Origin of the sequence: Budvicia aquatica DSM 5075 = ATCC 35567, assembly GCF_000427805.1 — a bacterium.
Lineage (GTDB): Bacteria > Pseudomonadota > Gammaproteobacteria > Enterobacterales > Enterobacteriaceae > Budvicia > Budvicia aquatica.
On sequence record NZ_ATYS01000038.1, the window covers coordinates 1 to 25,484 of the forward strand.

General features: G+C 44.7%; 18 protein-coding genes. 13 read left to right on the forward strand and 5 right to left on the reverse strand.

What is annotated here, in order from left to right; genetic code table 11:
• The first annotated feature begins 357 nt into the window (after positions 1–357).
• The 8 genes from YWE_RS27375 to YWE_RS0114620 all read left to right on the forward strand — a co-directional run bounded on the left by YWE_RS27375 (position 358) and on the right by YWE_RS0114620 (position 10,998).
• Positions 358–1,335, forward strand: a complete 978-nt coding sequence (locus YWE_RS27375) for a P1 family peptidase (RefSeq protein ID WP_036016159.1) — start codon at positions 358–360, stop codon at positions 1,333–1,335.
• Between the two features lie 796 nt (positions 1,336–2,131).
• A complete protein-coding gene (locus tag YWE_RS0114590; protein ID WP_029095214.1) occupies positions 2,132–5,047 on the forward strand; it encodes an autotransporter outer membrane beta-barrel domain-containing protein in 2,916 nt (971 codons plus the stop codon).
• Positions 5,048–5,409: 362 nt separating this feature from the next.
• On the forward strand, positions 5,410–6,156 hold the full coding sequence (locus YWE_RS0114595; RefSeq protein ID WP_029095215.1) for a MipA/OmpV family protein: 747 nt from the start codon (positions 5,410–5,412) through the stop codon (positions 6,154–6,156).
• A gap of 35 nt (positions 6,157–6,191) precedes the next feature.
• Positions 6,192–6,332, forward strand: coding sequence for an autotransporter outer membrane beta-barrel domain-containing protein (locus YWE_RS31675; protein WP_071605877.1), 141 nt, complete (start codon positions 6,192–6,194; stop codon positions 6,330–6,332).
• A gap of 320 nt (positions 6,333–6,652) precedes the next feature.
• Positions 6,653–7,423 carry an IclR family transcriptional regulator gene (locus tag YWE_RS0114605; protein ID WP_036016162.1) on the forward strand — a complete coding sequence of 257 codons (771 nt, stop codon included), beginning with the start codon at positions 6,653–6,655 and terminating at the stop codon, positions 7,421–7,423.
• A gap of 14 nt (positions 7,424–7,437) precedes the next feature.
• Positions 7,438–8,340, forward strand: a complete 903-nt coding sequence (locus YWE_RS0114610; protein ID WP_029095217.1) for a dihydrodipicolinate synthase family protein — start codon at positions 7,438–7,440, stop codon at positions 8,338–8,340.
• Between the two features lie 17 nt (positions 8,341–8,357).
• The gene (gene rhmD, locus YWE_RS0114615) at positions 8,358–9,563 is read left to right on the forward strand and encodes an L-rhamnonate dehydratase (RefSeq protein ID WP_029095218.1); all 1,206 of its coding nucleotides are present in this window, start codon (positions 8,358–8,360) and stop codon (positions 9,561–9,563) included.
• Positions 9,564–9,726: 163 nt separating this feature from the next.
• Positions 9,727–10,998 (forward strand): MFS transporter, encoded by a 1,272-nt coding sequence (locus tag YWE_RS0114620; RefSeq protein ID WP_036016165.1) that lies wholly within the window; start codon positions 9,727–9,729, stop codon positions 10,996–10,998.
• Between the two features lie 85 nt (positions 10,999–11,083).
• On the opposite strand, the gene YWE_RS0114625 is transcribed toward YWE_RS0114620, so the two are convergent.
• From YWE_RS0114625 to YWE_RS0114635, 3 genes are read right to left on the reverse strand one after another with little or no spacing between them, the layout of a single operon-like run.
• The gene (locus tag YWE_RS0114625) at positions 11,084–13,126 is read right to left on the reverse strand and encodes an FUSC family protein (protein ID WP_029095220.1); all 2,043 of its coding nucleotides are present in this window, start codon (positions 13,124–13,126) and stop codon (positions 11,084–11,086) included.
• Between the two features lie 24 nt (positions 13,127–13,150).
• Positions 13,151–14,008: an efflux RND transporter periplasmic adaptor subunit gene (locus YWE_RS0114630; protein ID WP_029095221.1), complete on the reverse strand. Its 858-nt coding sequence runs from the start codon at positions 14,006–14,008 to the stop codon at positions 13,151–13,153.
• A 4-nt stretch (positions 14,009–14,012) separates the two neighbouring features.
• Positions 14,013–14,216, reverse strand: coding sequence for a DUF1656 domain-containing protein (locus YWE_RS0114635; protein WP_029095222.1), 204 nt, complete (start codon positions 14,214–14,216; stop codon positions 14,013–14,015).
• Positions 14,217–15,727: 1,511 nt separating this feature from the next.
• On the opposite strand from YWE_RS0114635, the gene YWE_RS0114640 reads away from it, so the two are divergent.
• The gene (locus YWE_RS0114640; RefSeq protein ID WP_029095223.1) at positions 15,728–16,726 is read left to right on the forward strand and encodes a helix-turn-helix domain-containing protein; all 999 of its coding nucleotides are present in this window, start codon (positions 15,728–15,730) and stop codon (positions 16,724–16,726) included.
• A gap of 905 nt (positions 16,727–17,631) precedes the next feature.
• On the opposite strand, the gene ydiK is transcribed toward YWE_RS0114640, so the two are convergent.
• The gene (gene ydiK / locus YWE_RS0114645; RefSeq protein ID WP_029095224.1) at positions 17,632–18,723 is read right to left on the reverse strand and encodes an AI-2E family transporter YdiK; all 1,092 of its coding nucleotides are present in this window, start codon (positions 18,721–18,723) and stop codon (positions 17,632–17,634) included.
• 327 nt (positions 18,724–19,050) lie between these two features.
• On the opposite strand from ydiK, the gene ydiJ reads away from it, so the two are divergent.
• From ydiJ to zntB, 3 genes are read left to right on the forward strand one after another with little or no spacing between them, the layout of a single operon-like run.
• Positions 19,051–22,104: a D-2-hydroxyglutarate dehydrogenase YdiJ gene (gene ydiJ / locus YWE_RS0114650; RefSeq protein WP_029095225.1), complete on the forward strand. Its 3,054-nt coding sequence runs from the start codon at positions 19,051–19,053 to the stop codon at positions 22,102–22,104.
• Positions 22,105–22,142: 38 nt separating this feature from the next.
• Positions 22,143–22,562, forward strand: a complete 420-nt coding sequence (locus tag YWE_RS0114655; protein ID WP_036016174.1) for a hotdog fold thioesterase — start codon at positions 22,143–22,145, stop codon at positions 22,560–22,562.
• A gap of 59 nt (positions 22,563–22,621) precedes the next feature.
• Positions 22,622–23,605, forward strand: a complete 984-nt coding sequence (gene zntB / locus YWE_RS0114660; protein ID WP_029095227.1) for a zinc transporter ZntB — start codon at positions 22,622–22,624, stop codon at positions 23,603–23,605.
• A 41-nt stretch (positions 23,606–23,646) separates the two neighbouring features.
• Here the strand turns inward: zntB and ttcA are convergent, their stop codons facing one another.
• Positions 23,647–24,570: a tRNA 2-thiocytidine(32) synthetase TtcA gene (gene ttcA / locus YWE_RS0114665; protein ID WP_029095228.1), complete on the reverse strand. Its 924-nt coding sequence runs from the start codon at positions 24,568–24,570 to the stop codon at positions 23,647–23,649.
• A 565-nt stretch (positions 24,571–25,135) separates the two neighbouring features.
• Between ttcA and YWE_RS31955 the strand changes: the two genes are divergently transcribed.
• Positions 25,136–25,411: an IS1-like element transposase gene (locus YWE_RS31955; RefSeq protein ID WP_029095229.1), complete on the forward strand. Its 276-nt coding sequence runs from the start codon at positions 25,136–25,138 to the stop codon at positions 25,409–25,411.
• Positions 25,412–25,484: the final 73 nt, after the last annotated feature.

Sequence of the window (25,484 nt, forward strand, 5' to 3'; positions counted from 1 at the left end):
GCCCGAAAACCTGTTTAGCCCATGAATAGCAGTCAGAAAGTAACATTTTAAAATCAAGAATGAGAGGAAATATAAAGAAAGATCAACAGACAGAGAAAAAGTTCAAAAAAATCCCCAACGAATAGGTCGGGGACTTGTGTATAAGAGACAGGTTGAAAAACGGGGTCCAGCCCTTAAGCCAAATATTAACTGGTTAGCTAAAACCGGGATCCCGGCTTTCGCCGGGATGATGATTGAGTGGAGTCACATCATATAGAAATGCTTAACTGACAAGCATTACTACTGTTAGACGCGGTGAAATGTGCTATTTAAATAGCCAAGGGTATTTAGCTAAAACCAACAATGAAGGAAGTCGATATGTTTAATTCAGGCGGTTCAATTATTGACGTTCCCGGTATCAAAGTTGGCCATCAACAGGATTTGGTCGGCATGACCGGCTGTAGCGTAATTTTAATGGAACAACCCGCAGTATGTGGTGTAGACGTTCGCGGCGCGGCGCCGGGTACCCGAGAGACAGACTTACTCAATCCGGTGAATAGGGTCGACCGGGTTAATGCCATTTTATTAGCCGGTGGCAGTGCTTATGGTCTGGACGCCGCAAGCGGTGTAATGCGTTATTTGGAACAGCAGAATATCGGTTTCGATGTCGGCGTTGGCGTGGTGCCTATTGTGCCGGCTGCGGTTATATTCGATCTCGCTTTTGGTGATGCTAAATCTCGGCCCGATGCGGCTATGGGGTATCGGGCTGCACAACAGGCCGATAAATCTGCCTTTCCTCAGGGGAATATTGGTGCAGGAACCGGAGCCACCGTTGGTAAATTAGCGGGCCATGCGCTGTGCATGAAAGGGGGATTAGGTTCAGCGTCAATCACCTTATCTAATGGGCTTATCGTTGGTGCTATGGTGGTGGTTAATGCCGTTGGGGAGGTAAGAGATCCTGCCACTCAGAAGGTGCTGGCCGGTGCCCGCAATCAACAGGGTGAGATTGAAAGTTCGTTATCGCTAATGCTGGCAGACGTAACTGATGGCGGTCCAGCTGGTACCAATACCACCATTGGTATCATTACCTGTAATGCCAATATGAATAAAAGTCAGATGACAAAAATAGCTCAAATGGCTCACGATGGCTTAGCAAGATGTATCTATCCAATTCATACCATGAGCGATGGGGATACCATATTTGCGGCCACCACCGGGGGTGTGGATGTTTCCGTTAATTTATTGGGAACTTTGGCTGCCGACGTATTGGCTCAGGCTGTCGTCAATGCTATTACTTGCGCGGTCGGCGTTTTAGACATACCGTCATGGCAAGATTTGCATCAGGAAAATAGATAGTCGGTAATGGCCGGCGACATATGATGAATTTGTATAAAAATCAGAGTATAAACAGTAGGCTATTATTGTATTAATAAAATCTCAATCCGTTTCTTTTTTTTACTTTACTCTATCCATATTGCATCATTTATTATCTGAATTAACCTCTTGCTATCACTTATCTAAGATAGCAACACATTGTAACAATAAAGTGGGGTTTGCTTTTTAATTTATCACAAAGAGCCTATTCTTCTAACTATATCATTTAGTTACTTAATTAAGTAATCAAATGCTTATTATATTGTTCGACATTTAATAATAATTCAATAATTTCATCACCGCACAAGATCGCTCAAGAATTTATCATATAAAAATCAATTTAATGGGTGTTTTTATTCTCTGGTTTATTGTGATGACTGGTCTTTTTTATGATCGATAATCACATTTTTGATAGTTTTTAACTATCATTTTGGGGTGGTATGATGGTAATAACGATTTGTGGTAACTAAATATTAGGATTAGATTTCGCGCTATATCCAATGCGTTTTTTAAATTTCATTAATGATTAGCTTGCTAATGAAATTTGACGGCTATGTATTTCGATTTAATTAAATCCCATATCGATTAAATACATTGTTAATTTGATGTTAAAACGTGTTTTTGTTAATAAGTTAATAAATTAATAGTGTTCCTGAAAAGGGGGGCATTGTTGATCCCGTTGTTCTAAATAGTATGAGTGTCGGCCTTCAAGTAAGAAGGTCAGTATCAGGATAGCCCAAGACGGGCGAGTCAGTAAAAAAGGGAAGGGAGCTATACAATGGATATGTTTGCATATCAAAAGGATTTTCAGGGAAAGTCTAGCGGTCAATTCACCCAACGTACCCTATATCAGCAGTTAGCCATTACCGGCCTGTTGAGCCTGAGTGCATTCGTTTTTCAGAATCAAGCGCTGGCGGCCGAATATGGAAGCCTGTCCGGCGGTAATATTACCCTGAATAATGGCGATCAGGTCGTTGCTAATCAACTGACCAGCGGAACGCTTTACGCCATCAATAACCCGTATAACAACAATAATGCTGTTATTGACTTGGCCAGTGGTTCGAGCGTGACATCTGATGCAGCAAGCACGGGTAGTGCTCAGGGCATTATTCTTCAAGGGACGAACAGCGCATTAAAAGCCGATGGGCTAAACCTTACTGTTAACGGTAACGTTGCTCGCGGTCTGGTTGTCAGCAGTAAATCAACGGCCGATTTAGGCAATGGCGGGGTAATTAATGTCACCGGTGTTAACTCTGGTCAGGCGATTATGGTCAGCGGAGCATCGACATTAAAGGCCAATGCGATTGAAATTAATACTGCCTATGCTACGACAAATTCAATATATGCAGCTATTGATATTCAAAATTATGGCAGCTCAGTCGATCTTGGTATTAATAGCTCGATTACGACCAATGCCCGTGGTGCTACGGGTGTTTATGTCTTTGGCTCTAACGGTACCGTTTCTGAAGGCCCGGCTAAATTTAGTGCATCTAATCTCTTTGTTACCACCAATGGAAATATGTCGTATGGCATTAATGCTAATGACAATTCACAGGTTGAATTGGGATCCGGTAGCACCATCGTGACTCATGGTGCTAATTCTACCGGCATCATTATGTACAGCGCGACGATGAATGCCGATGCATTAACTATCACCACCACTGGCAGCGATGCGATTGCTTTGGAAGCCCGGACCCAAGCCAAAGCGAATATCGGCGCCGGTAGTCATTTGTCATCGGCTCAGGCAGGGGCATTAGTGGCCAGTGGAAGCAGCGTTGTGGTTAATTTTCTGGGCAGTGAATCTAACCGTAACTCTATCTTTGCCGGAGGATCTTATGGCGCTTCGGCTCAAGCTGCTGGTTCGGTGATTAATTTGACGAATACCGATATCACTATCGATCGCAATGGTAGCCTGGGATTAGGCCTTTGGGCGATGGGGGGCGGTAACATTAATGGTGAAAATCTGACGGTTAATGGCGCTGCAGGTTCTCGCGGCGTTTACGCTATGACCAATAGCCAAGTCGATCTGACTGGTCACACGGTAATTAATATGGCCGATCCGAGCGCAATGGCAATCGCTACTCAGGATAATGCCGGATATGCTGCCAGTCGGATTAATGCTACCGGCCTGATGGAAATTCAGGGCGGGATTTTGTCTCGCGGCGGTATGATCAATGTCGATATGTCTTCAGGTTCAAGCCTGACCGGTGCAACTTCAACCGATGGTGTAAACGGCGGTGTGCTGAATATGACGATGGCAGGCACCCGTTGGAATATGATTGCTGATTCTAGCGTCACTAAACTGGTGCTGAATGATAGTACCGTTGACTTCGCTGAAGATAAAACCGGTTCAGTATTAACCGTAGGTGATTTAAGCGGTAGCGGTACCTTTATTATGCGTACCGATATTGTCGGTGATGGTGATGGCGTCAATAACTCTGGCGATCGCTTAGTGGTTACGGGTACCAGTGCGGGTAACCATTTTCTTAAAATTCTGAACCGCGGTAGTTTAGCCACCACCGGTAATGAAGTATTAACCGTGGTGGAAACCACCGACGGTCAGGCCAGCTTTGGCCTCGACAGCCGCACACCGCAGGTTGAACTGGGCGGTTATTTATATGATGTTCGCAAGAATAGTACCAACTGGGATCTCTATTCATCCGGTGTCTATATACCGCCGGCAGAACCCCTTAGCCCTGTCGACCCGACTGACCCACAGGTGCCGGTAGATCCAGTAGCCCCGGTTGATCCCGGTACCGATGGCGGAAATGGCGGTGGGAAAATAACCACCACGGCCGATGCCGGTGCTAATTTCTTGAATATCGGCTATCTGATGAACTACGCCGAAACGCAGACCCTATTACAGCGTATGGGTGACCTGCGCCACAACGGAGAGAGCGGTGATGTCTGGCTGAGAGGTTTTTCCGGTAAGTTTGATTCATTTGCATCCGGTAAAATGAGCGGATTCGATATGAGCTATAACGGCGTTCAGCTTGGTGCCGATAAGCGTATTGCTGAACAGATGCCGCTATTGGTCGGTGGTTTTATTGGTATGGCTGATGGTGATCCTAACTACCGTTCCGGCGATGGCTCAGTTAAAAGCAGCCATATGGGCATTTATGCCACTTATATGGCATCAAACGGCTTCTATACTGATGCGGTGGCAAAATATTCCCGACTGAAAAATAAGTTTAATGTACAAGATAGCCAGAATAATAACGTTAGCGGCAACGGCAGTTCTGACGGTATCAGCTTCTCATTAGAAGCCGGTAAGAAATTTAGTTTGAACCAGCCGGGTAACGGCTTCTATATTGAACCTCAGGCCCAGTTATCGTTCAGTCATCAGAACAGTACTGATATAACGGCCAGTAACGGACTCAAGGTCGATTTAGGCGGTTACAACTCGACGTTAGGTCGTACCAGCGCGATTGTCGGCTATGAAATAAGTGGCGAAAATACGGAGGTCGATGTTTACCTGAAAACCGGCTATGTACGCGAGTTTGACGGTGAGGTTGACTATAAGCTGAATGGTTCTGCCGAGCAGCATAGCTTTAAAGGCGGCTGGTGGAATAACGGTGTGGGTGTGAGTGCACAGATCAATAAGCAGCATACCCTGTATATGGACATCGATAGTTCGACGGGAAACAGGTTCGATCAGCGTCAGATTAACGGCGGTTACCGCTTTAGCTTTTGATCGTCAGATAGACAAAGACTGACTTTAAACGGGCGTTGGTAATAAACCAGCGCCCGTTTTTTTATAGAATAATACTCATGATATCCCTCGTAATGAAAATGACTTTTCTGGATTATTTATAGGAGTAATTTACTGAGCGTGCTAATTATTAGCACCGATGTTCATGGTTTTTATATGGTGAGTCGATTTTCATCGTTTGCATTAAAGGCTAAAACATACTTTTGGCATTAGGTTATTATTGCCTAAATTGCTGTTTGATATTCTTTAGTAAATAAAACACCTTGGAAGTGGCATAAATTTAATATGTATTTCCATAAAGGTATCTATTTGTCCAAAATCTGTAAAATATAAATTGGAGTTCAATGAAGATTATTTTTAGAGTGAGTGTATTATTTGGAATTTTCTGTTCACCGGTAGTTAATGCATCTGATAATTCATGGTCCCTTGGGGCAAGTACTGTATTTGAGTTATTGCCCTATAAAGGTATTGAGAGCGAAGTTTTACCATTTCCAATGATTGGTTATGAAGGCGAGCGCTTCTATATTAACGGACCAAGTGCAGGGGCCTATCTATGGAAGGGGCAACAAGATCGGCTGGCGCTGAATATTTATTACTCTCCGTTACATTTTAAGCCCGGTGACAGTGACGACGATGCGATGAAGGCGCTAGATAAACGCCGCTCAACGATGATGGCGGGATTGAGCTATAAATATACCGCTAATTGGGGTAGCGTTCGAACTTCGATTTCTTCTGATGCATTGAATACCAGTAATGGATTAAATGCGGATGCAGCCTATTTATATTCGATAAATATGAATAAGCTAACACTTACGCCGGGAATAGGTGCTGGCTGGCATAATAGTAACTTTAATCATTATTACTATGGAATAACACATAGTGAATCACAGCGTAGCGGGCTTGCACAATATGATGCAAAAAGCAGTTGGGCACCTTATGTCGAACTTACGGCTAACTATAGCTTGAACGACCAATGGCACATTTTTGCATCCGGTCGTTATATTTCATTAAGCAGCGAAGTAAAAGACAGCCCGATGGTTGATAAATCGTACTCCGCTATTATTGCCACCGGTATTACTTATCGTTTCTGAGCCATTAATTAAGTTATATTTAATTTTATAAGAATATTTATAGCCGCTGGAATAATGGTTTTGGCATTAGTGCACAGATAAATAAACAGCATACCCGGTATATGGATATCGATAGTTCGGCGGGAAACAGGTTCGAGCAGCATCAGATTAACCGTGGTTACCGTTTTAGCTTCTGATTACTGAATAGATAAAATTGAATGTTGCTTGGGCGTTGGTGAATCACCAATGCCCGTTTTTTTAATCATGATTTTTGTTTGTTTTTCCAGCAATCCCTCACGTTGTATGTTCATTACGCTTTAGCGATAAAATATTCCAACTGGTTATAAAATATGACTTTTATGATAAATAATTCCATTATGTTGGAATTTTTTGTCGAATATGTTTGCACAAATATTGTTCGGTGAGAGCAGGCTCACAGATCGTGCATTTTGATATTTGTGTATTTTTCTAACGGTGGTAGAACTATGTCTAACATAAAAGAATGGATTCCAACATAATGGAAAATAGTAAGAAATCAAAAGTTCCGGCGCTTTCCAGAGCTATCGATATTCTCGATTTTGTTGCGGAAAATGGCCATTGCTCAGTGACGGATATCGCCACCAGTCTGGCGCTACCGAAAAGCTCACTGTACTTAATGATTGATGAACTCAAGAAGTTACGCCTGCTGGCTCAAAGTGATGATGGTTCATTGCGGTTGGGCTTAAAACTAATGGAGCTGGGTAGCCGTTCAGTTGCACAGCTTGACCTGCGTAAAATAGCCAAAGATCACCTTACCCAACTGATGCTCGATACCGGTCTGGTATGCCATTTAGGTATTCTTGACGGCGATGATCCGATCTATCTGCTGAAGGTCGATTCGCAAAGCACTATTCAGGTGCGTTCATGGGAGGGCAAACGCGTTTCACTTTATAGCTCTGCGTTGGGTAAATGTCTGTTGACGTGGGTGAGTCCTGAACGCCAGAAAGAGCTGATGTCAGCCATTGAATTTAAAGTGATGACCCCTTATACGCTGGCCTCAGAGAGCGAGCTGGTTAATGAGCTGGCATTGATCAAACAACGGGGCTGGAGCTTCGATAATCAAGAGGATTTGCTGAATATTCAGTGTATATCCGCCCCGGTTTTTAATTCATCAAACAAACTTATCGCCGCTATCTCTGCGGTAGGAACCACGCTGCAGGTCAACGAGAATAACCTGCAGATGTTAGCGGAAAGAGTAATGCGTGCAGCAGAACTGATTTCCAGAGAGCTCGGACATCACCACAAGTAAGGAGTAAAACCGTCATGATTCGACCCGCTGGCGTTTATAGCGCCATGTTAACCCCATGGAAAAATGGTGTACCTGATTTAGCTGAACTCAGGAAGATTGTTGATTTTCAGATTAACGCCGGATTAACCGGGCTGTTTCCGGTCAGTTCAGTCGGCGAATCCGGTCTGATGTCATTTGAGCAAAAATGCTCACTGATGGAAACGGTGATCGATCAAGCTGCCGGGCGCGTTCCGGTATGGTGTGGTATTCCCGCCAGTACTGCTCAGGAGAGTATTGCTCTGGGTAAGTTTGCTAAAGAAAAGGGCGCGGCCGGCTTAGTTTTAATGCCACCGACCTTTTATCGTCACTCGTCTGAAGTGATTGTAAACACCATGAAGCAGATAATTCAAAGTACCGAACTGCCGGTGTGTTTATACAATATTCCATTTTTTGCCGATGCTCTGACGCCTGCGATGGTGGCAGAACTGGCACGGCTACCTAATGTCGTCGGTATTAAAGATTCCGGCGGCAATGCGGTGGAATTTATGCAAATGCTCTCTTTGTGTCACGAGGTTAATCCGGAATTTAAGGTATTAACCGGCCGGGAAGAGTTTCTTTATCCTTCACTAAAAGCAGGCGGTGAAGGCTGTATGACGGCGACTTCGGGGGTTTTGCCTGAAGTGATGGCGAAGATTTATCGTTTAACAATGGAAGGAAAAGACCAGCAGGCGCATGAGCTACAAATGGCCGCTCTGCCTGTGATGATGATGATGTCTTCATTACCTTTCCCGATAGGCTACAAATTGGGATTGGAATTAAGAGGGTTCGATATGGGGGAAACGCCTTTCCCACAAATTGACTCAGTAAAAGAAAAGGCTAACTCAATAAAAAATAAACTAGAGAAAGCCCTGCAACAACTTATAAAGATTGCCAACTAGCGAAACAGAGGATAACCATGAACTTACCTAAAATCAAACAGGTCAGAGCTTATTTTATGGGTGGAGCCACGGCGGAAAAAGGTTCCGGTGGTGCTGATTATCACGATCAGGGGTCATCTCACTGGATTGATGACCATATTGCTACACCAATGAGTAAATATAAGCAGTATGAACAATCCCGTCAGTCGTTTGGTATTAACGTACTGGGCACGCTGATTGTTGAAGTTGAAGCTGAAAACGGTGTTAAAGGTTTTGCCGTATCTACCGGCGGAGAAATGGGCTGTTTTATCGTTGAGAAACACCTTAACCGCTTCATCGAAGGCAAGTGCGTCTCTGATATTAAATTAATTCATGACCAGATGATGAACGCCACGATGTATTACGCGGGTTCAGGTGGCTTAGTGATGAACACCATTTCATGCGTCGATTTAGCGCTATGGGATCTGTTCGGTAAAGTCGTCGACCTGCCGGTATACAAGCTGTTGGGTGGCGCGGTACGCGAAGAAATTCAGTTCTATGCCACCGGTGCTCGCCCGGACCTGGCTAAAGAATTTGGCTTTATTGGCGGTAAAATGCCAACCCATTGGGGGCCGCATGACGGTGATGCCGGTATCCGTAAAGATGCCGCCATGGTTGCCGATATGCGTGAGAAGTGCGGTCCGGACTTCTGGCTGATGCTGGACTGTTGGATGAGTCAGGATGTGAACTACGCCACTAAGCTGGCTCATGCCTGTGCACCTTATAATCTGAAGTGGATTGAAGAGTGTTTACCGCCGCAAAACTACGAAGGCTATGCTGAACTTAAGCGTAATGCGCCGGTAGGCATGTTGGTCACTTCCGGTGAGCACCACGGCTCGCTGCAGTCGTTCCGTACTCTGTCTGAAACCGGTATCGATATTATGCAGCCGGATGTGGGCTGGTGTGGTGGCTTAACCACGCTGGTTGAAATTGCGGCAATCGCTAAATCTCGCGGTCAACTGGTGGTGCCTCATGGCTCTTCGGTTTATTCCCACCATGCGGTAATTACCTTTACCAACACGCCATTCAGCGAATTCTTAATGACCAGCCCGGACTGCTCCACTATGCGGCCGCAGTTTGATCCAATTTTATTAGATGAGCCGGTACCGGTGAACGGACGTATGCATAAGTCTGTGTTAGATAAACCGGGATTTGGCGTAGAGTTAAATCCGGAGTGCAAACTAACGCGCCCGTACACACACTAATTTCTAACGAGTAATCGTCATTCAATGAATGATTTAAGCCTGCTCCTCATCAGCGGAGCAGGCAATATACCCTCTGTACTTGAGCTGTGGTACTAGCGCCGCAGAAACGTGAATAACGTTAGGTATATATCCTAATAATAATTTAATAATCAAGGATCTAGTTATGACTACGGTTCTCAACACGGCTGTAACTAAAACGCGCTGGCGCTTGGTTCCTTTTATGCTTGCGCTCTATATATTGGCCTTTTTAGATCGGGCAAATATCGGTTTTGCTAAACAGTCCTATCAATTAGATACCGGCTTAAGCAATGAAGCTTATGCACTCGGCGCGGGAATATTTTTTATTGCTTATGCCTGCCTGGGCGCACCGGCTAACTTATTAATGAAGCACTTTGGTGCCAGAAAATGGATCGGTGTTACTACGCTTTGCTGGGGGGTTTTGTCTTCCGCAATGGCATTTTGTGATACTGAATGGAAATTCTTAGCGGTTCGTACCCTGTTAGGCGCTGCGGAAGCCGGTTTCTTTCCCGGTATGATTTATCTGACGTCACAGTGGTTCCCTCAGCGGACCCGAGCCAGCGTGATGGGGCTGTTTTATATGGGAGCCCCGCTGGCGTTAACCTTAGGATCGCCGCTGTCCGGTGCGCTGTTAGAAATGCATGGATTCGGCGGGCATCCGGGTTGGTTCTGGATGTTTATGATCGAGGGAATGCTTGCGGTAGCTGCGGGTGTGTGGACCTTCTTCTATCTTGATGACAATCTGGAAAATGCACGCTTCTTAACGGCTGAAGAGAAGAAAGTGTTGATTGACCAAATTGCCAGTGAGGAATCTAAAAAGCAAACCTCAAGGCTACTGGACGCAGTGAAGAATCCGCAGGTATGGCACTTGGCTATTATCTATATGCTGATTCAAATCAGCGTATACGGGCTGATTTTCTTCTTACCGACTCAGGTTGCGGCATTAATAGGCACTACGGTAGGTTTCAAAGCCTCTCTGGTGGCTGCAATTCCTTGGGTTGCTGCGATGTTCGGTACCTATTATATTCCGCGCTATTCCGATAAAACCGGTAACCGCCGTAACGTCGCTGCGATTACGCTGTGTATTGCCGGTATTGGTATCGGCGTTTCCGCCTTCGCCTCACCGGTCATTGCGATTATTGCCCTATGCTTTGCTGCCGCGGGTTTTATCGCCGTACAGCCGGTTTACTGGACGATGCCAACCAGCATGTTATCAGGCGTTGCGTTAGCTGCGGGTATCGGTTTTGTCAATATGTTCGGGGCAATTGGCGGCTTTTTGGCTCCGATTATCCGAGTCAAAGCTGAAACGGCGATGGATAACTCAATGGCCGGGCTATTGACGCTGGCCGGGCTAACCGTTATTGGCGCACTGGCTATTATGGCACTGAAGAAAGATAGCGTGGCTGCTACGCAGTAATAGGTTATTTGACTGATTAAGGCCCTGTTCCCCAATGAATGTAGAGAGATATTGCATTCATCAGGCGGAACAGGGTCTTTCTGCGTTATGGATTTGGAGCGGCTAATTCTGTCTCTGAGGGCTGTGGTTTATCCTGATAGGTTTGTTGCAACTGGGATAGCGAACAATATAACCGCCAGATAAGCCCGGCCAGGTCCTGGGCCGCTTTCTCCGGGTGGCGGGAAAGGGCGGTACTCATGCGTAATAGCTCATGAAGCGTAGCATCCAGGGATTTTTGCTGAACGCCTTTTTCAGTCATGATGCCTTTAAGACAGCGGATGCAGACTTCACGCACCACGGACAGAGGGTCCGATCTGGCCTGCCATTTACGCAGTTGCCAGACAATATGGCTACAGTTGAGTAAAACAACGCCCCAGCGTAGCAGCCATAGCCGTGATTGTTCATCTTTGCTTTGATTAAGCTGGCTAATGCGATGATAAATTCGTGACTCAAACTGGCTTTCGCTCTGTTGGGGCTTTTGGCTTAGCTGGTCGATAAAATCCCGGCGTAAGGCGCGAATAATACGTCGGCTTTTAATTTTATCTGAGCTCGGGCGTAATATCTGAAACGCTAGCCCTGCCAATATGACACCGGCCAGTTTGCCGAAGTCATCGTTAATATAGTCTTGAAAGTCATAGCTGGGCGGGTTGGTGACTGCAAGAAAAGATCCCATATAAACAATAAGCTGTCCCCATAATGCCGCATAAGCCGGATGCTGTAGCTTGAACATTTGCATGGTGAGCAATACCGGTAACAGAAACAGGCAGAATACCCAAAAGTCATCGATCTGTATCATCAGGCCAAATTTAGCGATATAGCAGACGACAGACAGCAGAGCCAGTGATTTCATCAGCGTGGTAATACTGTTAATTGGTGACGGTATCGCTGAATAGAGTACGCAACTGATCGCCGCCAGCGTCAGGGCTGATGCACCGGCATCCCACTGGGTATTAATCCAAAAGGCACAGCCAACCACAATGCATAAAAAGGTGCGCAGAGCGTTATAAGCGGCTTCCGTTGAGTCGGTATGTTGAGCAATACTGCTCACTTTAGGCGGTTGCAGTTGGCTGGTTGGATTAATCTCATCTAACTTGGCCAACCAGCGGCTGGACTGAAGATATTGCCAACAGAAGTAACGCAGATGAAGCCAGAACGTTTTATGGCGGAAATCGCTGCCGTTTTCGGGATAAATATCTTTTAATATTTTGGCCAGCCGATATTTATTGGTATCCGGCTGTTTTAGCTCGTCTAATAGTTGCTGTAAAACGCCAGGCAAATTGGCCGGTTGATCCGGCCAGTTAAGCATGATGCGGCGAATGCTGGAGATCACGCTGGTTAAGCGTAACTGCTGGTGTAACATAAAATTAAGCACATTATTACGACGGCGCAGGCGGTAGTGGCTCCAGACTGCCTGAATGCGTAATACGTTCATGGTCAGAATTTGGCTGATAACGCCCTCATGCGAGGTTCGCATTTGCGGGGTAATGTCCGGTTGCCATAGCATCGCTGCGTGATCCAGCAGGCGTAAATGCATTTTACGCAGTGAATCAAGCAGGGTTGAACCGTCTGAGGTGCTGGGCAGAATCATCATCATCAATGCGCCGCAAACAATCCCTGTGACCACTTCACACACCCTCGCCTGAGTAATATCGAATACCTGCATAGAGTCTGTGGCATCGGTCAGAGAGAAGGTAATGATGGCTGCGGTATAACCGGCCAGTGCAAAAGCATATGAAACATTATTCTGATAGTGATTAGAAATATAGGTACACAGCGCCAGCCAACCGGCAATAAAGAAGGTGAATAGCCAGGGGTCATTCAGGCACATTCCGGCAATCAGCATTGAGGCCAGCGCCCCGAGCAGGCTACCGAAAATCCGGCCGATGCTTTTACTGATGACCCCGCCAATAGTCGGAAAACTTACTACTGCCGCAGAGGTCATTGCCCAGTATGGTTCGTCGAGATCGAGTAAAAAAGCCACGCCCAGGGCCAGACACATAGCAATAGAATTGCGTAATGCATATCGCCACTGGGCTTTGGTTGCTTTACCCCATGGCGTGTTTTTCCATTCAAGCCAGGAAAGATTCACGCGGCATGCCTTTAGTTTGAATGACTATGGATGAATGGATACGGAACAGGTTGTTCCCGCTACCAGCAGAACATCGTCAGAGACATGGGTCAGATTAATTCTAACCGGTACCCGTTGGGCTAAACGTACCCATGGAACGTTGGGTTTAACATTCATCAGCATATCTTCATTACCCTCGACGCTTTGGTCGTAAATGGCCCGGCCGATACTTTCTACTTCACCCTCAAGTCGGGTACTGCCGTTGTATAAGGTAATATCGGCTTTGTTACCCTGTTTAATATTATTAAGTTTGGTCTCTTCAAAATAGCCCATCACATAAAAGGAATGGATATCAACCAGAGCAACCAATGGCTGGCCGGCAGTGGCATAGCTTCCTTCGCGGGTTTGTAAGTTAGTGATGTAACCGTCCGTCGGGGCAGTAATTTTAGTATGGGCTAAATTCCATTTGGTTTGCTCAAGTGCCGCCTGCGCGGCTTTATAGTTAGCCTGCATTGATTTAACCGTCAGATTCGCTTCGTCTAAATCTTCTTTGGAAATAACATTTGCCGGTAACCGTTGGCGGCGAGAGGCTTCATGGTTGGCTTTATCTAAATCGGATTCGGCTTTGGCCAGAGCACCCAGCGCTTTGTCGATTTCGATTTGGTAGGCGGTCTCATCAAGGGTAAATAGCAAGTCGCCTTTTTTGACCATCTGGTTATCTTTGATATTTACCGACATAAGCTTACCGGAGACTTCCGGTGTGATGTTCACCAGTTCTGCGCGTACTTTTCCGTCACGGGTCCAGGGGGATTGCATATAGTAGTTCCACAGCCACCAACCCGCACTTACGGCAATGGCGAATACAATTACCGTAGAAAAGTATTTTAGTGTGTTTAGCTTCATAAGATTACCAACGAGTTAATATCCACATCGAGCCGCTAACGGAGATAATAAAAATAGACAGGTCCATCAGCGTAGGGTGCCAGACATCACCTGAATAGAGCCAGTCACGCACTACGCGATGTATCAATAGCCATATTATAAAGCCAAGCATCAGGGCCTTAAATACCGGAGGAAAGTAAAGGGATGCTCCGAAAACCAAATCTGGCATAGCAATACCTTTGTTTGAAAATATGTCCACGTTAATCACGCCTATCTTGTGCGGCGACGGCAATACTTGGTTCCAATGTTACACCTCTATGCTATCACGAGCTTGAAAAAACGATGTGGGTCAATAGGGGAGATGCTTTAGTTTATACTCTTCATACTTCAAGCTGCACCTTTATTGACGATGTTTGCTCAGTCGAATGACTTACCGGAGTCGTCTCGACAAGGTCGCTGCATGCTATCGCGACGTTACTTGAATTATTTTTTGGGATGGTTCTATCGGGGGAATCATTCACCATATAGGAAAGGTGCTAAATCAATCTTAGTATCATTTCGGGCTTATCATCAAATTTGGATGAAATATCTTTTAAGTTAATGATATTAAGTTGTTTTTTGAGTTTGCTCAAATGAGTATTTGTTTCGCTTTTTGGATAGTGATTGAAGCACTTAAGAATAACTTCGATGCTTGATTTTATACATCACTATTATAATCATTGTCATTGAAATTAAACAGACATCTCATTGGATACAGTGGTGTTTAAGGGCGAACACGCACATAAAATAACTATGATTATTATATTTAATGGACTATTAACTTATTGTAACTATCTCGTTTGTATGTTGTTTTCTGATGAAGTATTTTAATTTATTATTATTAATCTACAGTTTTATTTTATGCCGATATTTTATACTCCTACGTATTAATTAAATTTATTTTATGAACAAAGTGGTGTATTAATTTGATTTATAGGGTTATTTTTCACTTTTTTAATTTAGGTGGTGATGGGGGAATAGGGAGGGGATTTAGTTGCTATTACTTTATTACTCATTTGGTTTGCCGCGGGAGTTTTATTAAGTTCATATTTTACCTCTTCATAAAATGAATTCGGAATTTTATTATTAATGGTCGTGTATTGATTTATTAGAATGAATTTCCAGTTGTAATAATATTTATTATTTTAAATACACTTGTTTGCATTCGTGTTAATAAATGAATAGCTCAGCTTTTAGTTTTCAATGTTAAGTTGAAGAAGATGGTTTTTTTGTATGGCAAGAAGAACTTAACCGGCATTTTTTGAGTTTTTATTAATTTATGGCCATTTTTTCGTTTTTTGGATAACGGCTTTTTTCAAACTAGTCTAAGTTGTATCTCAACAATACCGGCGGGCCTTATTTTTATTAATTAATACCGGCGTAAACGTTGATAACTATCAACGTAAGTAAGACTAAATAACGGAACTCATTGCAGGCGCTACGTTTTTGCATATGAGAGCAAACTATTGCTATCAGGGTAATCTCTTTTTTAGAGATTAAATTTATTTTTTTATATTCACACATTCAGGCCTCACTGACTAATTGTTATCAGGTTGTTGCTGAAGGATAAAATATAAAAATGAGATATATAGGCATTGGCGTTATCCGCCAACATTAACGCTGGAACTTAGGCTTTTTATTTAGCCTGGGTGACGTATCTAATTATCCAAAAAACGAAATTATTAGTGAAAAGAGTATGCCATGCCATCTTCATCAATTTATCAATGTAATGTTTATCTTGGTCTTGACGTCGTTAAAGCATCTGATGTCATCTATGGTGGATATTTTGAGCACAGGTTACTTTCTTCTGCTCAACTAAGTTTATATCACCAGAGAATGATGTTGGGCGACTGTCGGCTTGAAACAGGAAACTATAGCTTCCCCGTGATTGCCCGGGGGTGTATGCCATCAGATTGCGTATGTCTTAGCTTAATGGCCTATGGAAGTGAGGTCACTCGCTATAATATGGCCAGCGTTTCGGGTAATGAATTGTTGATTTATCCGGAAGGGGCGGAATTGCTATATCACTCCGATGGTCCCGCCCGCTGGATTAATTACGCGATTCCCAGAGAAATGCTACAGCAGGCTATTATTAACTATTCCGGAAAATCTATCGCTATTTCCCAAGACAGGATCACCTCTTTACAGCTGGATGAAGGTGAAGTAGAGAAGCTGATTAAGCTAACGGATGAAATATTTACTATCGGGCAAACGCACAAGCAGTCAGGCGTTTCTTCGCGTGGTTTTACTCAATTATCTGACACTTTATTAAATAGTTACGTTGCCGCTATATGCGATGCTCATGGCGTTGGAAATCTTCAGGCTAAAAAAAGCTTAATATCTCAGCGGCATAATAACTTGATTCTCGACAGTGAGTATTTTGTGATGTCTCATGATGACATGAATACCAGCTTGATTAACATTGCTCAACGTACGGGTTATAGCCTTAGGGCTCTGGAACTTATTTTTAGAAACTCTGTGGGCATGCCCCCGGGGAAGTGGTTTCTGAATATGAGATTGAACGGTGCGTTACGCGATCTATTAATGGCTACGGCCAACTGTTCAGTATCCAGCATTGCTACGCGCTGGGGTTTTCAACACCTTTCACGATTTTCTGAACAATATCGTAAGACATTCGGCGAGTATCCCAGCCACACTTTGGTGAGAAATCGTCGGGCATTTTTAGATACGGTATCCTGAGCGGTATCGATAGGAATACTATTCATTTTATTCGATTGTAGTAGGCGTGTGTTCTTAAGCTACAGTTTGATTTCTTAGTATTAACTTAAATGATTACTCATTAAGCCTAAATCGATGAGTAATTATTTAATAGTCCTGATAGCCATATGATCTGATTAATTAAAATGACCTGTAGTAGGTTTTTTGTGAGGTTTTTTAGCTAGTTCCATTTTTATTTACTTTTAATTAACGCTATTTTAAATTTCATAAAATTTTTTATTATTATTTACCAATGTGTTTTTTATGGTTTTACTCTACTTTTTCGTTTTTTGGATAACACCCTATTTGGAAACAAGATAGATTTAATCCCGACGTTTAATTTAATCCAATGAATAAAGTTAAGGGGTTTTGTATGATATTCAAAAAAAGGACTCCATGTCGTTATTGTCAGGATTCGCAGTCTGTCAGAAAGCATGGGAAAGGTAGGGCTGGTTACCAACGTTTTTATTGTGTTAGTTGTTGTAAAACTTTCCAAATAAAATATGTTTACTCAGCCTATTATAAAGACGATGAGCCATCAGCGGTAGTATCTTAATTATGTTATGCCAATGTGCTGTTAATATTAGATAGGTTAAGGTTTACCCGCTTATCTTGAGAAAACATTATCATTTTCAATCAGTAAAATAGAACATTCAGACGTGCTTCATTGGCATAACAGCATTACCAACAGTTAGGTTTAACCACAAACAGATAATTTGACGTCGATAATAGATAAGTATAGAGCTATTCAACATTGATAATATGCTTCTATAGCGATAGATAAATTTAGGGTGTTGGTTCCACTTGCGTTGTATTAAAGGCCCTGAGATTACTCTCAGGGCCTTTTCTGTTTATCCCACCGTGGGAGTTAAAATACCAAACTAATACTAAATTTCTTCAGAGACATCCGGTATTGCTGGCAGCGGTTGAGGAACTTCATTGATCCATGCGGTCATTAAGCGATAAGACACGGCTAATACGACCGGACCGATAAATAGGCCTATCATACCGAAAGCCAGCAGCCCGCCAATAACACCTGACAAAATCAGTAGCAGCGGAAGGTCAGCGCCCATACGAATTAGCATCGGGCGAAGGACGTTGTCCAGAGATGTGACTAAACATCCCCATACCAATAGCGCTGTCCCCCAAGTATTATCGCCAGTCCAGTACAGCCAAATAACGGCAGCACCAAGGATAAGAGACGGTCCGATTTGTGCAAGACAGCAGATAAACATCAGAACGGTGAGTAGCGTTGCATAGTGAATACCCGCAACGGCCAGCCCGATACCACCGAGAAGGGCCTGAACTAATGCCGTTACCACTACCCCCAGCGCCACGCCACGAATGGCTTGCCCCGCCAGAATAACGGCTGATTCACCACGTTCTGCGGCTAAACGTAAGGCAAAATGTCGAATGCCGGTGGCAACGGCCTCTCCTTTACTGTAGAGAATGGCACTAAAGACCACCATTAAGGTTCCATGAAGCATAAAGCGACCTACGTGTGCGACTTGAGAGACAAACCATGTCGCACTGGCACCGGCATAAGGCTGAACGCTGGCAACCAGCTTTTTCCCACCGTCAGCCGTCATGGATTGCCATGTCGCCAGCAACCCGTCTCCAACCATCGGAATATTTTCAATCCAGGTCAGGGTCGGGATATGCCAATTTTCCGGCTTAGATAACCAGTTAACCAGCGTGCCGCTGTTGTCAACAATGCTGTTAATCACCAGACTAAATGGCAGAACAAACAGCAATACCAGCAGCAGAGTCATAATAATAACGGCCGGAGCTCTGCGCCCCCAGGTCAACTTTTGCACCCGCAGTAAAAGTGGCCAGGTTGCAATCACCACCATGCCGGCCCAAGCAAATCCCAGAATAAAGGGTTGGATTACCCAAAAACAGGCCAAAATCAGGATGGCAATAAAGAGTATGCCAAACATCAGGCGGGCAAGATCGTAACGTTTATGAGGTTGGTTCATTCATTCAGGCTCATTGAGAAATTAGTAGAACATCAACTTATATTATCGAGTATGGTTGGCAGAACTACCATCTTAGTTTAATAAATTGATAAATATAAGTTAACCAGTGGAATAAAGCTTTAGTTATCAAGCCTTACTCAGTTTTTTTGTCCGCCATATAAGGATGTCCCATAAGATGTAATAAATTTAGCTGATTGAGTACGCAAACGATAAAGTACTGTGCTAATTTAATCCGCTGGTCACCGGCGTAATAAGTTGGTCAATAGGTGACGCAATGGGTAATGTAAAATCTATAAAAAACAAAATAACAACAGAGATAAATGGCAAATGATTCCACAACTTAAGCAGGCTCCGGGAGTAGACTTACTGGTTCAGGATTATCTGGATGCGCTAAAACAGTCGGGTTTTAGCGGCGATGTTGCGACCCGTTATGCTGACCGTCTGACAATGGCGACGGACAACAGTATTTATCAGCTATTGCCACAGGCGATAGTTTTCCCGCGTTCTACTGCCGATGTGGTGCTAATTGCCCGTACCGGACATTTGCCGCAGTTCGCTCAACTGAAATTCACACCAAGAGGTGGCGGGACAGGAACCAACGGGCAATCCCTTAACGATGGCATCGTGGTTGATATGTCGCGTTATATGAATCGTATTCTGGAGTTAAATCTGGAGCAGGGTTGGGTGCGGGTTGAAGCTGGCGTTATTAAAGATCAGTTAAATCAGTATCTCAAGCCAAGAGGCTATTTCTTTTCGCCGGAGCTTTCTACCAGTAACAGGGCAACGCTTGGCGGCATGATCAACACCGATGCTTCCGGCCAGGGGTCACTGGTTTATGGTAAGACATCGGATCACGTGCTCGGTTTAAGAAGCGTCTTGCTTAACGGAGAACTGCTAGATACTCATGCCATGCCGGTGGCACTGGCAGAACAGCTCGCCGAGCAACAGACTCAGGCCGGGCAGGTCTATCAAACGGTAATCGAACGGTGTCGTCTTCAGCGTCAGTTGGTGTTAGATAAGTTTCCTAAGCTCAATCGGTTCTTAACCGGTTACGACCTGCGCCATGTATTCAGCGATGATTTACAGACCTTTGACCTAAGCCGTATTTTGACCGGCTCCGAAGGTTCGCTGGCCTTTATTACCGAAGCCCGCCTGAATATTACGCGGTTACCAGCAGTAAGACGCTTAGTGAATGTCAAGTATGACAGCTTTGACTCAGCGCTAAGAAACGCGCCTTTGATGGTTGAAGTGAAAGCCCTGTCGGTGGAAACCGTTGACTCCAAAGTGTTTAATCTGGCGCGGGAAGACATCGTTTGGGAATCGGTGAAAAATTTAATTACCGATGTCCCAGATAAAGATATGCAAGGGTTGAATATTATCGAGTTTGCCGGGGATGATGAGCAACGAATTAATGCCCAGGTTGAACAACTATGTACCCGATTAGATCAATTGATGGCGGCGCAAGAGGCCGGGGTAATTGGCTATCAGCTGTGTAACGATCTGGCCGATATTGAACGGATATATGGCATGCGCAAGAAAGCCGTTGGCTTACTGGGCAATGCCAAAGGGTTAGCCAAGCCGATTCCATTTGCCGAAGATACCTGCGTACCTCCGGAGCACTTGGCGGATTATATTACAGAGTTCCGGGCATTACTGGATAGCCACAATCTGGCCTATGGCATGTTCGGTCACGTTGACGCCGGAGTGTTGCACGTTCGACCGGCGTTAGATATGTGCGATCCTCAGCAAGAAATCCTAATGAAGCAGCTTTCCGACCAAATTGTTAACCTGACGGCTAAGTATGGCGGGTTGCTATGGGGGGAACATGGGAAGGGGTTCAGAGCTGAGTACAGCCCGGCATTCTTTGGCCCGGAACTTTACGATGAACTGCGCCGCATAAAAGCGGCATTCGATCCGGATAACCGGCTTAATCCCGGCAAAATTTGCCCGCCAAAAGGCAAAGACGATCCGGTGTTTAAAGTGGATGCGGTGAAGCGAGGAACCTTTGACCGTACTATTCCGCTGGCAGTTCGTAGCGCCTTTAAAGGCGCGATGGAGTGTAATGGCAACGGTCTGTGTTTCAATTTTGATGTAAACAGCCCGATGTGCCCGTCGATGAAAATCAGTGCTAATCGCGTTCACTCTCCGAAAGGTCGGGCGTCTCTAGTTCGCGAATGGCTGAGGCTGTTAGCCGAACAGGGAACAGATCCACTGCTGATTGAGCAACAGTTGACCGAACAGCGTATCAGCTGGCGGGGGCTATTAAGCAAGACCAAGAACAGCTGGCGCCAGCGTCAGGGAGAATATGATTTCTCTCATGAAGTTAAACAATCAATGGCCGGGTGTTTAGCCTGCAAAGCGTGCTCGACTCAGTGCCCGATAAAAATCGACGTTCCGGCATTTCGTTCTCGTTTTCTGCAGCTTTACCATACCCGCTATTTGCGCCCGGCCAGAGATTATCTGGTAGCCTCGGTTGAGAGCTATGCGCCCGTTATGGCTAAAGCGCCGAAAGTGTTTAACTTTTTTATTGGTCAACCTTGGGTGCAGTCGTTGGGGGCTAAGAGTATCGGGATGATTAACCTGCCGTTACTCTCCTCTCCGACCTTAAAACAGCAGTTGCAGGGGCATAAGTCCTGCACCATGACGCTGGAACAGCTAGAAGGCTTAGCGCCGGATGCCAGACAAAACTATGTGCTGATTGTTCAGGATCCGTTTACCAGCTATTACGATGCTAAAGTGGTGTCCGATTTTGTTAAGTTAGTCGAAAAGCTGGGGATGTCACCGGTAGTGTTACCGTTCTCACCTAACGGTAAGGCACAGCATATTAAAGGTTTTCTGCATCAGTTTGCTAAAACGGCTAAGCGTACGGCAGAGATGCTAAATCGCGTGGCCAAGCTGAATATTCCGATGGTGGGGGTAGATCCGGCCTTAGTCCTTTGTTATCGAGATGAATACAACCATATTTTGGGCGCACAGCGCGGAAGCTTTCAGGTTCAACTGGTACATGAATGGCTGACCGACAACCTGAGCCGTTTTCCTGAAAAGAGTTCAGCTCAAGAGCCTTGGTACCTATTCGGTCACTGTACAGAAAGTACCGCACTTCCTGCCAGCAGTAAACAGTGGCAAACCTTATTTAGTCACTTTGGCGCTCAGTTGGATAATGTCAATTTAGGCTGTTGCGGTATGGCGGGAACTTACGGTCATGAGGCTGATAATGCGGAGAATTCCGCCGGTATTTATGCGCTGTCGTGGCAAAGTGCTTTATCATCCAAACCGGCGGAGCGCTGTCTAGCTACCGGCTATTCCTGTCGCAGTCAGGTTAAACGTTTTGACGGTGTGGTATTAAAACATCCATTACAGGCATTGCTCGAACTGGTCTAAGTTGAGTAAGCCATCTTTAAAATAAAGGAATAAGCGTTATGTGGAAGCGTGAGAAGTCGTTAGCAGAGCTCAATCAGATGTCTAAAGACACCATGATTGAGCACGTAGGTATTGTCTATACTAAACAAGATGCCGACAGTCTGGAAGCGACGATGCCCGTTGATCATCGTACAGTACAACCCTTTGGTTTATTACACGGCGGAGCATCCGTGGTATTGGCTGAAACCCTAGGTTCTGTCGCCGGATATCTTTGCTGTGAGGGTGAATCACAGGTCGTTGGTATTGATATTAATGCTAATCATCTGCGGGCGGCTAAAAAAGGCTTGGTGCGCGGTGTATGCACAGCGATTCACTTAGGCCGAACCCATCAGGTTTGGGAAATTAAAATTTATGATGAAGCAGAAAGATTGTGTTGTATCTCCCGCCTGACGACGGCAGTTTTGGATAAAAAACTTTAATCCGGATGCGCAGTACATGGACGGAAAGCGGATGGTGAAGATAGATAAAGGTGGTGGTGGTGGACAAAATTACCGGTAAGCAATTAGCGGTTAAGCAGAAAATACACTCTTGTCAGCTAGATGGTAAAGGCGGGATGTTACCGCTAAATGATAAGACTGAAGTCACTCCGGAACGACCGGGTTGGTTACATTTTGACTATGAGCAAGAAGGAAGTCTTGCATGGCTTAAGTCAACCCAGCTACTACCTGAAAGTTTTAAAGAGGCTTTATCTGGCGAAAGCTGCCGCCCGAGAGTTTCCCGTCAGGCCGACGGGACGTTAATTATCTTACGCAGCATTAACCTAAATAGTGATTCACTACCCGATCCGTTAGTGACTATGCGTATCTATATTACCGATAGTCTGATTTTATCTACCCGCCATCGGCCTATTTATGCGGTCGATGAGGTGGTTAATGAACTGAAAAAAAATACCGGACCTACCCATACCGGAGACTGGCTGGTTGAAGTTCTTGATTATTTAACCGATCAGGCCAGTAGCTTTATTGATGATATTCATGGCCGGGTTATCGATCTTGAAGACGGATTACTTGACCGCAACGTTCCGCCCAGAGGTGAGATGTCGCTGATCCGCAAGCAGCTAATTGTATTACGTCGCCACTTATCTCCTCAGCGAGACGTTTTCTCACGGCTTGCCAGTGAACGTCTGCCCTGGATGACCAATGAAGACCGGCACCGCATGCAGGATATTGCAGACAGATTAGGCCGCGGATTAGACGATCTTGATGCCACAATTTCCCGTACTGCGGTACTGGTTGATGAAATTAATGCGCTGATTGCCGAGTCGATGAATCGACGGACCTATACTATGTCGCTGATGGCGATGCTGTTTTTACCCGCGACTTTCTTAACCGGGTTATTTGGTGTCAATCTGGGGGGGATTCCCGGGGGAAATAAAGAAGGGGCTTTTGCACTTTTCTGTTTGTGTTTACTCGCAGTAGGCGGTGGAATTGTGTTGTGGCTCAAGCGCAGCAAATGGCTCTAATTAACACACCTCAGGCAGGCTGCCTGAGGTGTGAGTAATTTTTATTTCACTTCAATGACGTTAATACTTAAATCATCGCTTTCTTCCGGGGTATAGCCAGCCGGAGTCAGCGGCAGTTCTTCCCGATCAAAGGCTAAGTCGCCGCCGTCAATAACATCCATTCCGTGTTGTATGGCACCGAAGTCAAACAGTTCTCGGTCGCACAGGTGAGAAGGGACAACGTCTTGCATTGCACTGAACATGGTTTCGATTCGACCCGGGTAACGTCGGTCCCAATCATTGAGCATCTCTTTGATCACCTGACGCTGTAGGTTCGGCTGCGAGCCACACAGATTACAAGGAATAATCGGGAAGGCTTTTGCCTCAGCATAGCGCTCAATGTCTTTCTCGCGGCAGTAAGCCAGAGGGCGAATGACAATGTGTTTACCATCATCGCTCATCAGCTTTGGTGGCATACCTTTTAGCTTGCCGCCATAGAACATATTTAAAAATAGGGTTTGTAGAATATCATCACGGTGGTGGCCTAAAGCAATTTTAGTGGCACCAAGTTCAGTGGCGGTACGATACAGAATGCCTCGGCGTAAGCGAGAGCATAGGGAGCAGGTTGTTTTACCTTCCGGGATTTTATCTTTAACAATACCGTAAGTGTTTTCTTCAACAATCTTATATTCAACGCCCAGCGCTTTAAGATACTCAGGCAAGATGTGCTCAGGGAAGCCCGGCTGTTTCTGATCGAGGTTAACCGCGATTAGCTCAAAGTTAACCGGAGCACTTCGCTGTAGGTTTTGCAGAATATCCAACATGGCATAGCTGTCTTTGCCGCCGGACAGGCACACCATAATCCGATCGCCTTCTTCAATCATCGAGAAGTCAGCAATGGCTTCCCCGACGTTGCGACGCAGTCTTTTATGGAGTTTATTCAGATTGTACTGTTCTTTTTGGTTAAGCGCTGCTGATGTACTCATGCCGATAGCTCTGTTTGTCCGGTTGCTTTGGTTCAAAAGTATGTTGCGGCTACTTCTCATTTTTAATAAAAAACGCAGAAGAATCGCGGGAGGGCTATGGTACGGATTATTGCCATGGTTGTCAGTATAAGAATGCGCAACAAAGGCATACCAAGGGTGTGGCTATTGTGTGTGGATGTAAAGAAGATGGATTGAATGAGATATTTATCGTTGTATGAAAGGTATTATTATTCCACTTATTTAAAGTTTAACTTTGAATAATAATATGAAATTTAATTATTGGTAACTGTCAAAAATACCAGTATTTATAAAACTACTATATATTGATAATCAATGGTTAAAATAGTAAAACTATTTTGCTACACTCAAATTATTGCGGCTGAATTTTTAAGACTGGGGTAAATTTTATTTGTCACGTCAGCTGATAAATATTATCGGAAAGGACAGGAAGTGAATTGATATCAGGATTAAATTCTTCATATCACGGCACTCATTAATATCTTATAACGTATTGCTATCATGGTTATTTAATACCAGATTATTTTTATCCAGAAGGAGGTGGAAGATGGTCACGATTGAAGTTGCATGTCGTCACTGTAACGAGACTCAGCCTGTCAGGAAGCATGGTAAAGGGCGGGGCGGTTACCCAAGATACTACTGCAATGACTGTAAAAGAACCTTTCAGCTATCTTATTTATATCGAGCACACCAGCCCGGAATGAAAGAAAAAATTATCGAAATGGCTTCGCAGGGCGCCGGAATAAGACACACCAGTCGCACGCTTAAAGTGGGATTAAACACGGTGATGCGATATTTAAAAACAGCAGAACCGGTTGGCTGAATTAATATAATAGGAATCAATAGCGTTAGTTATTTCAATGGCGGGTCTGGAGAGACGATTAAATTTAGCTTCA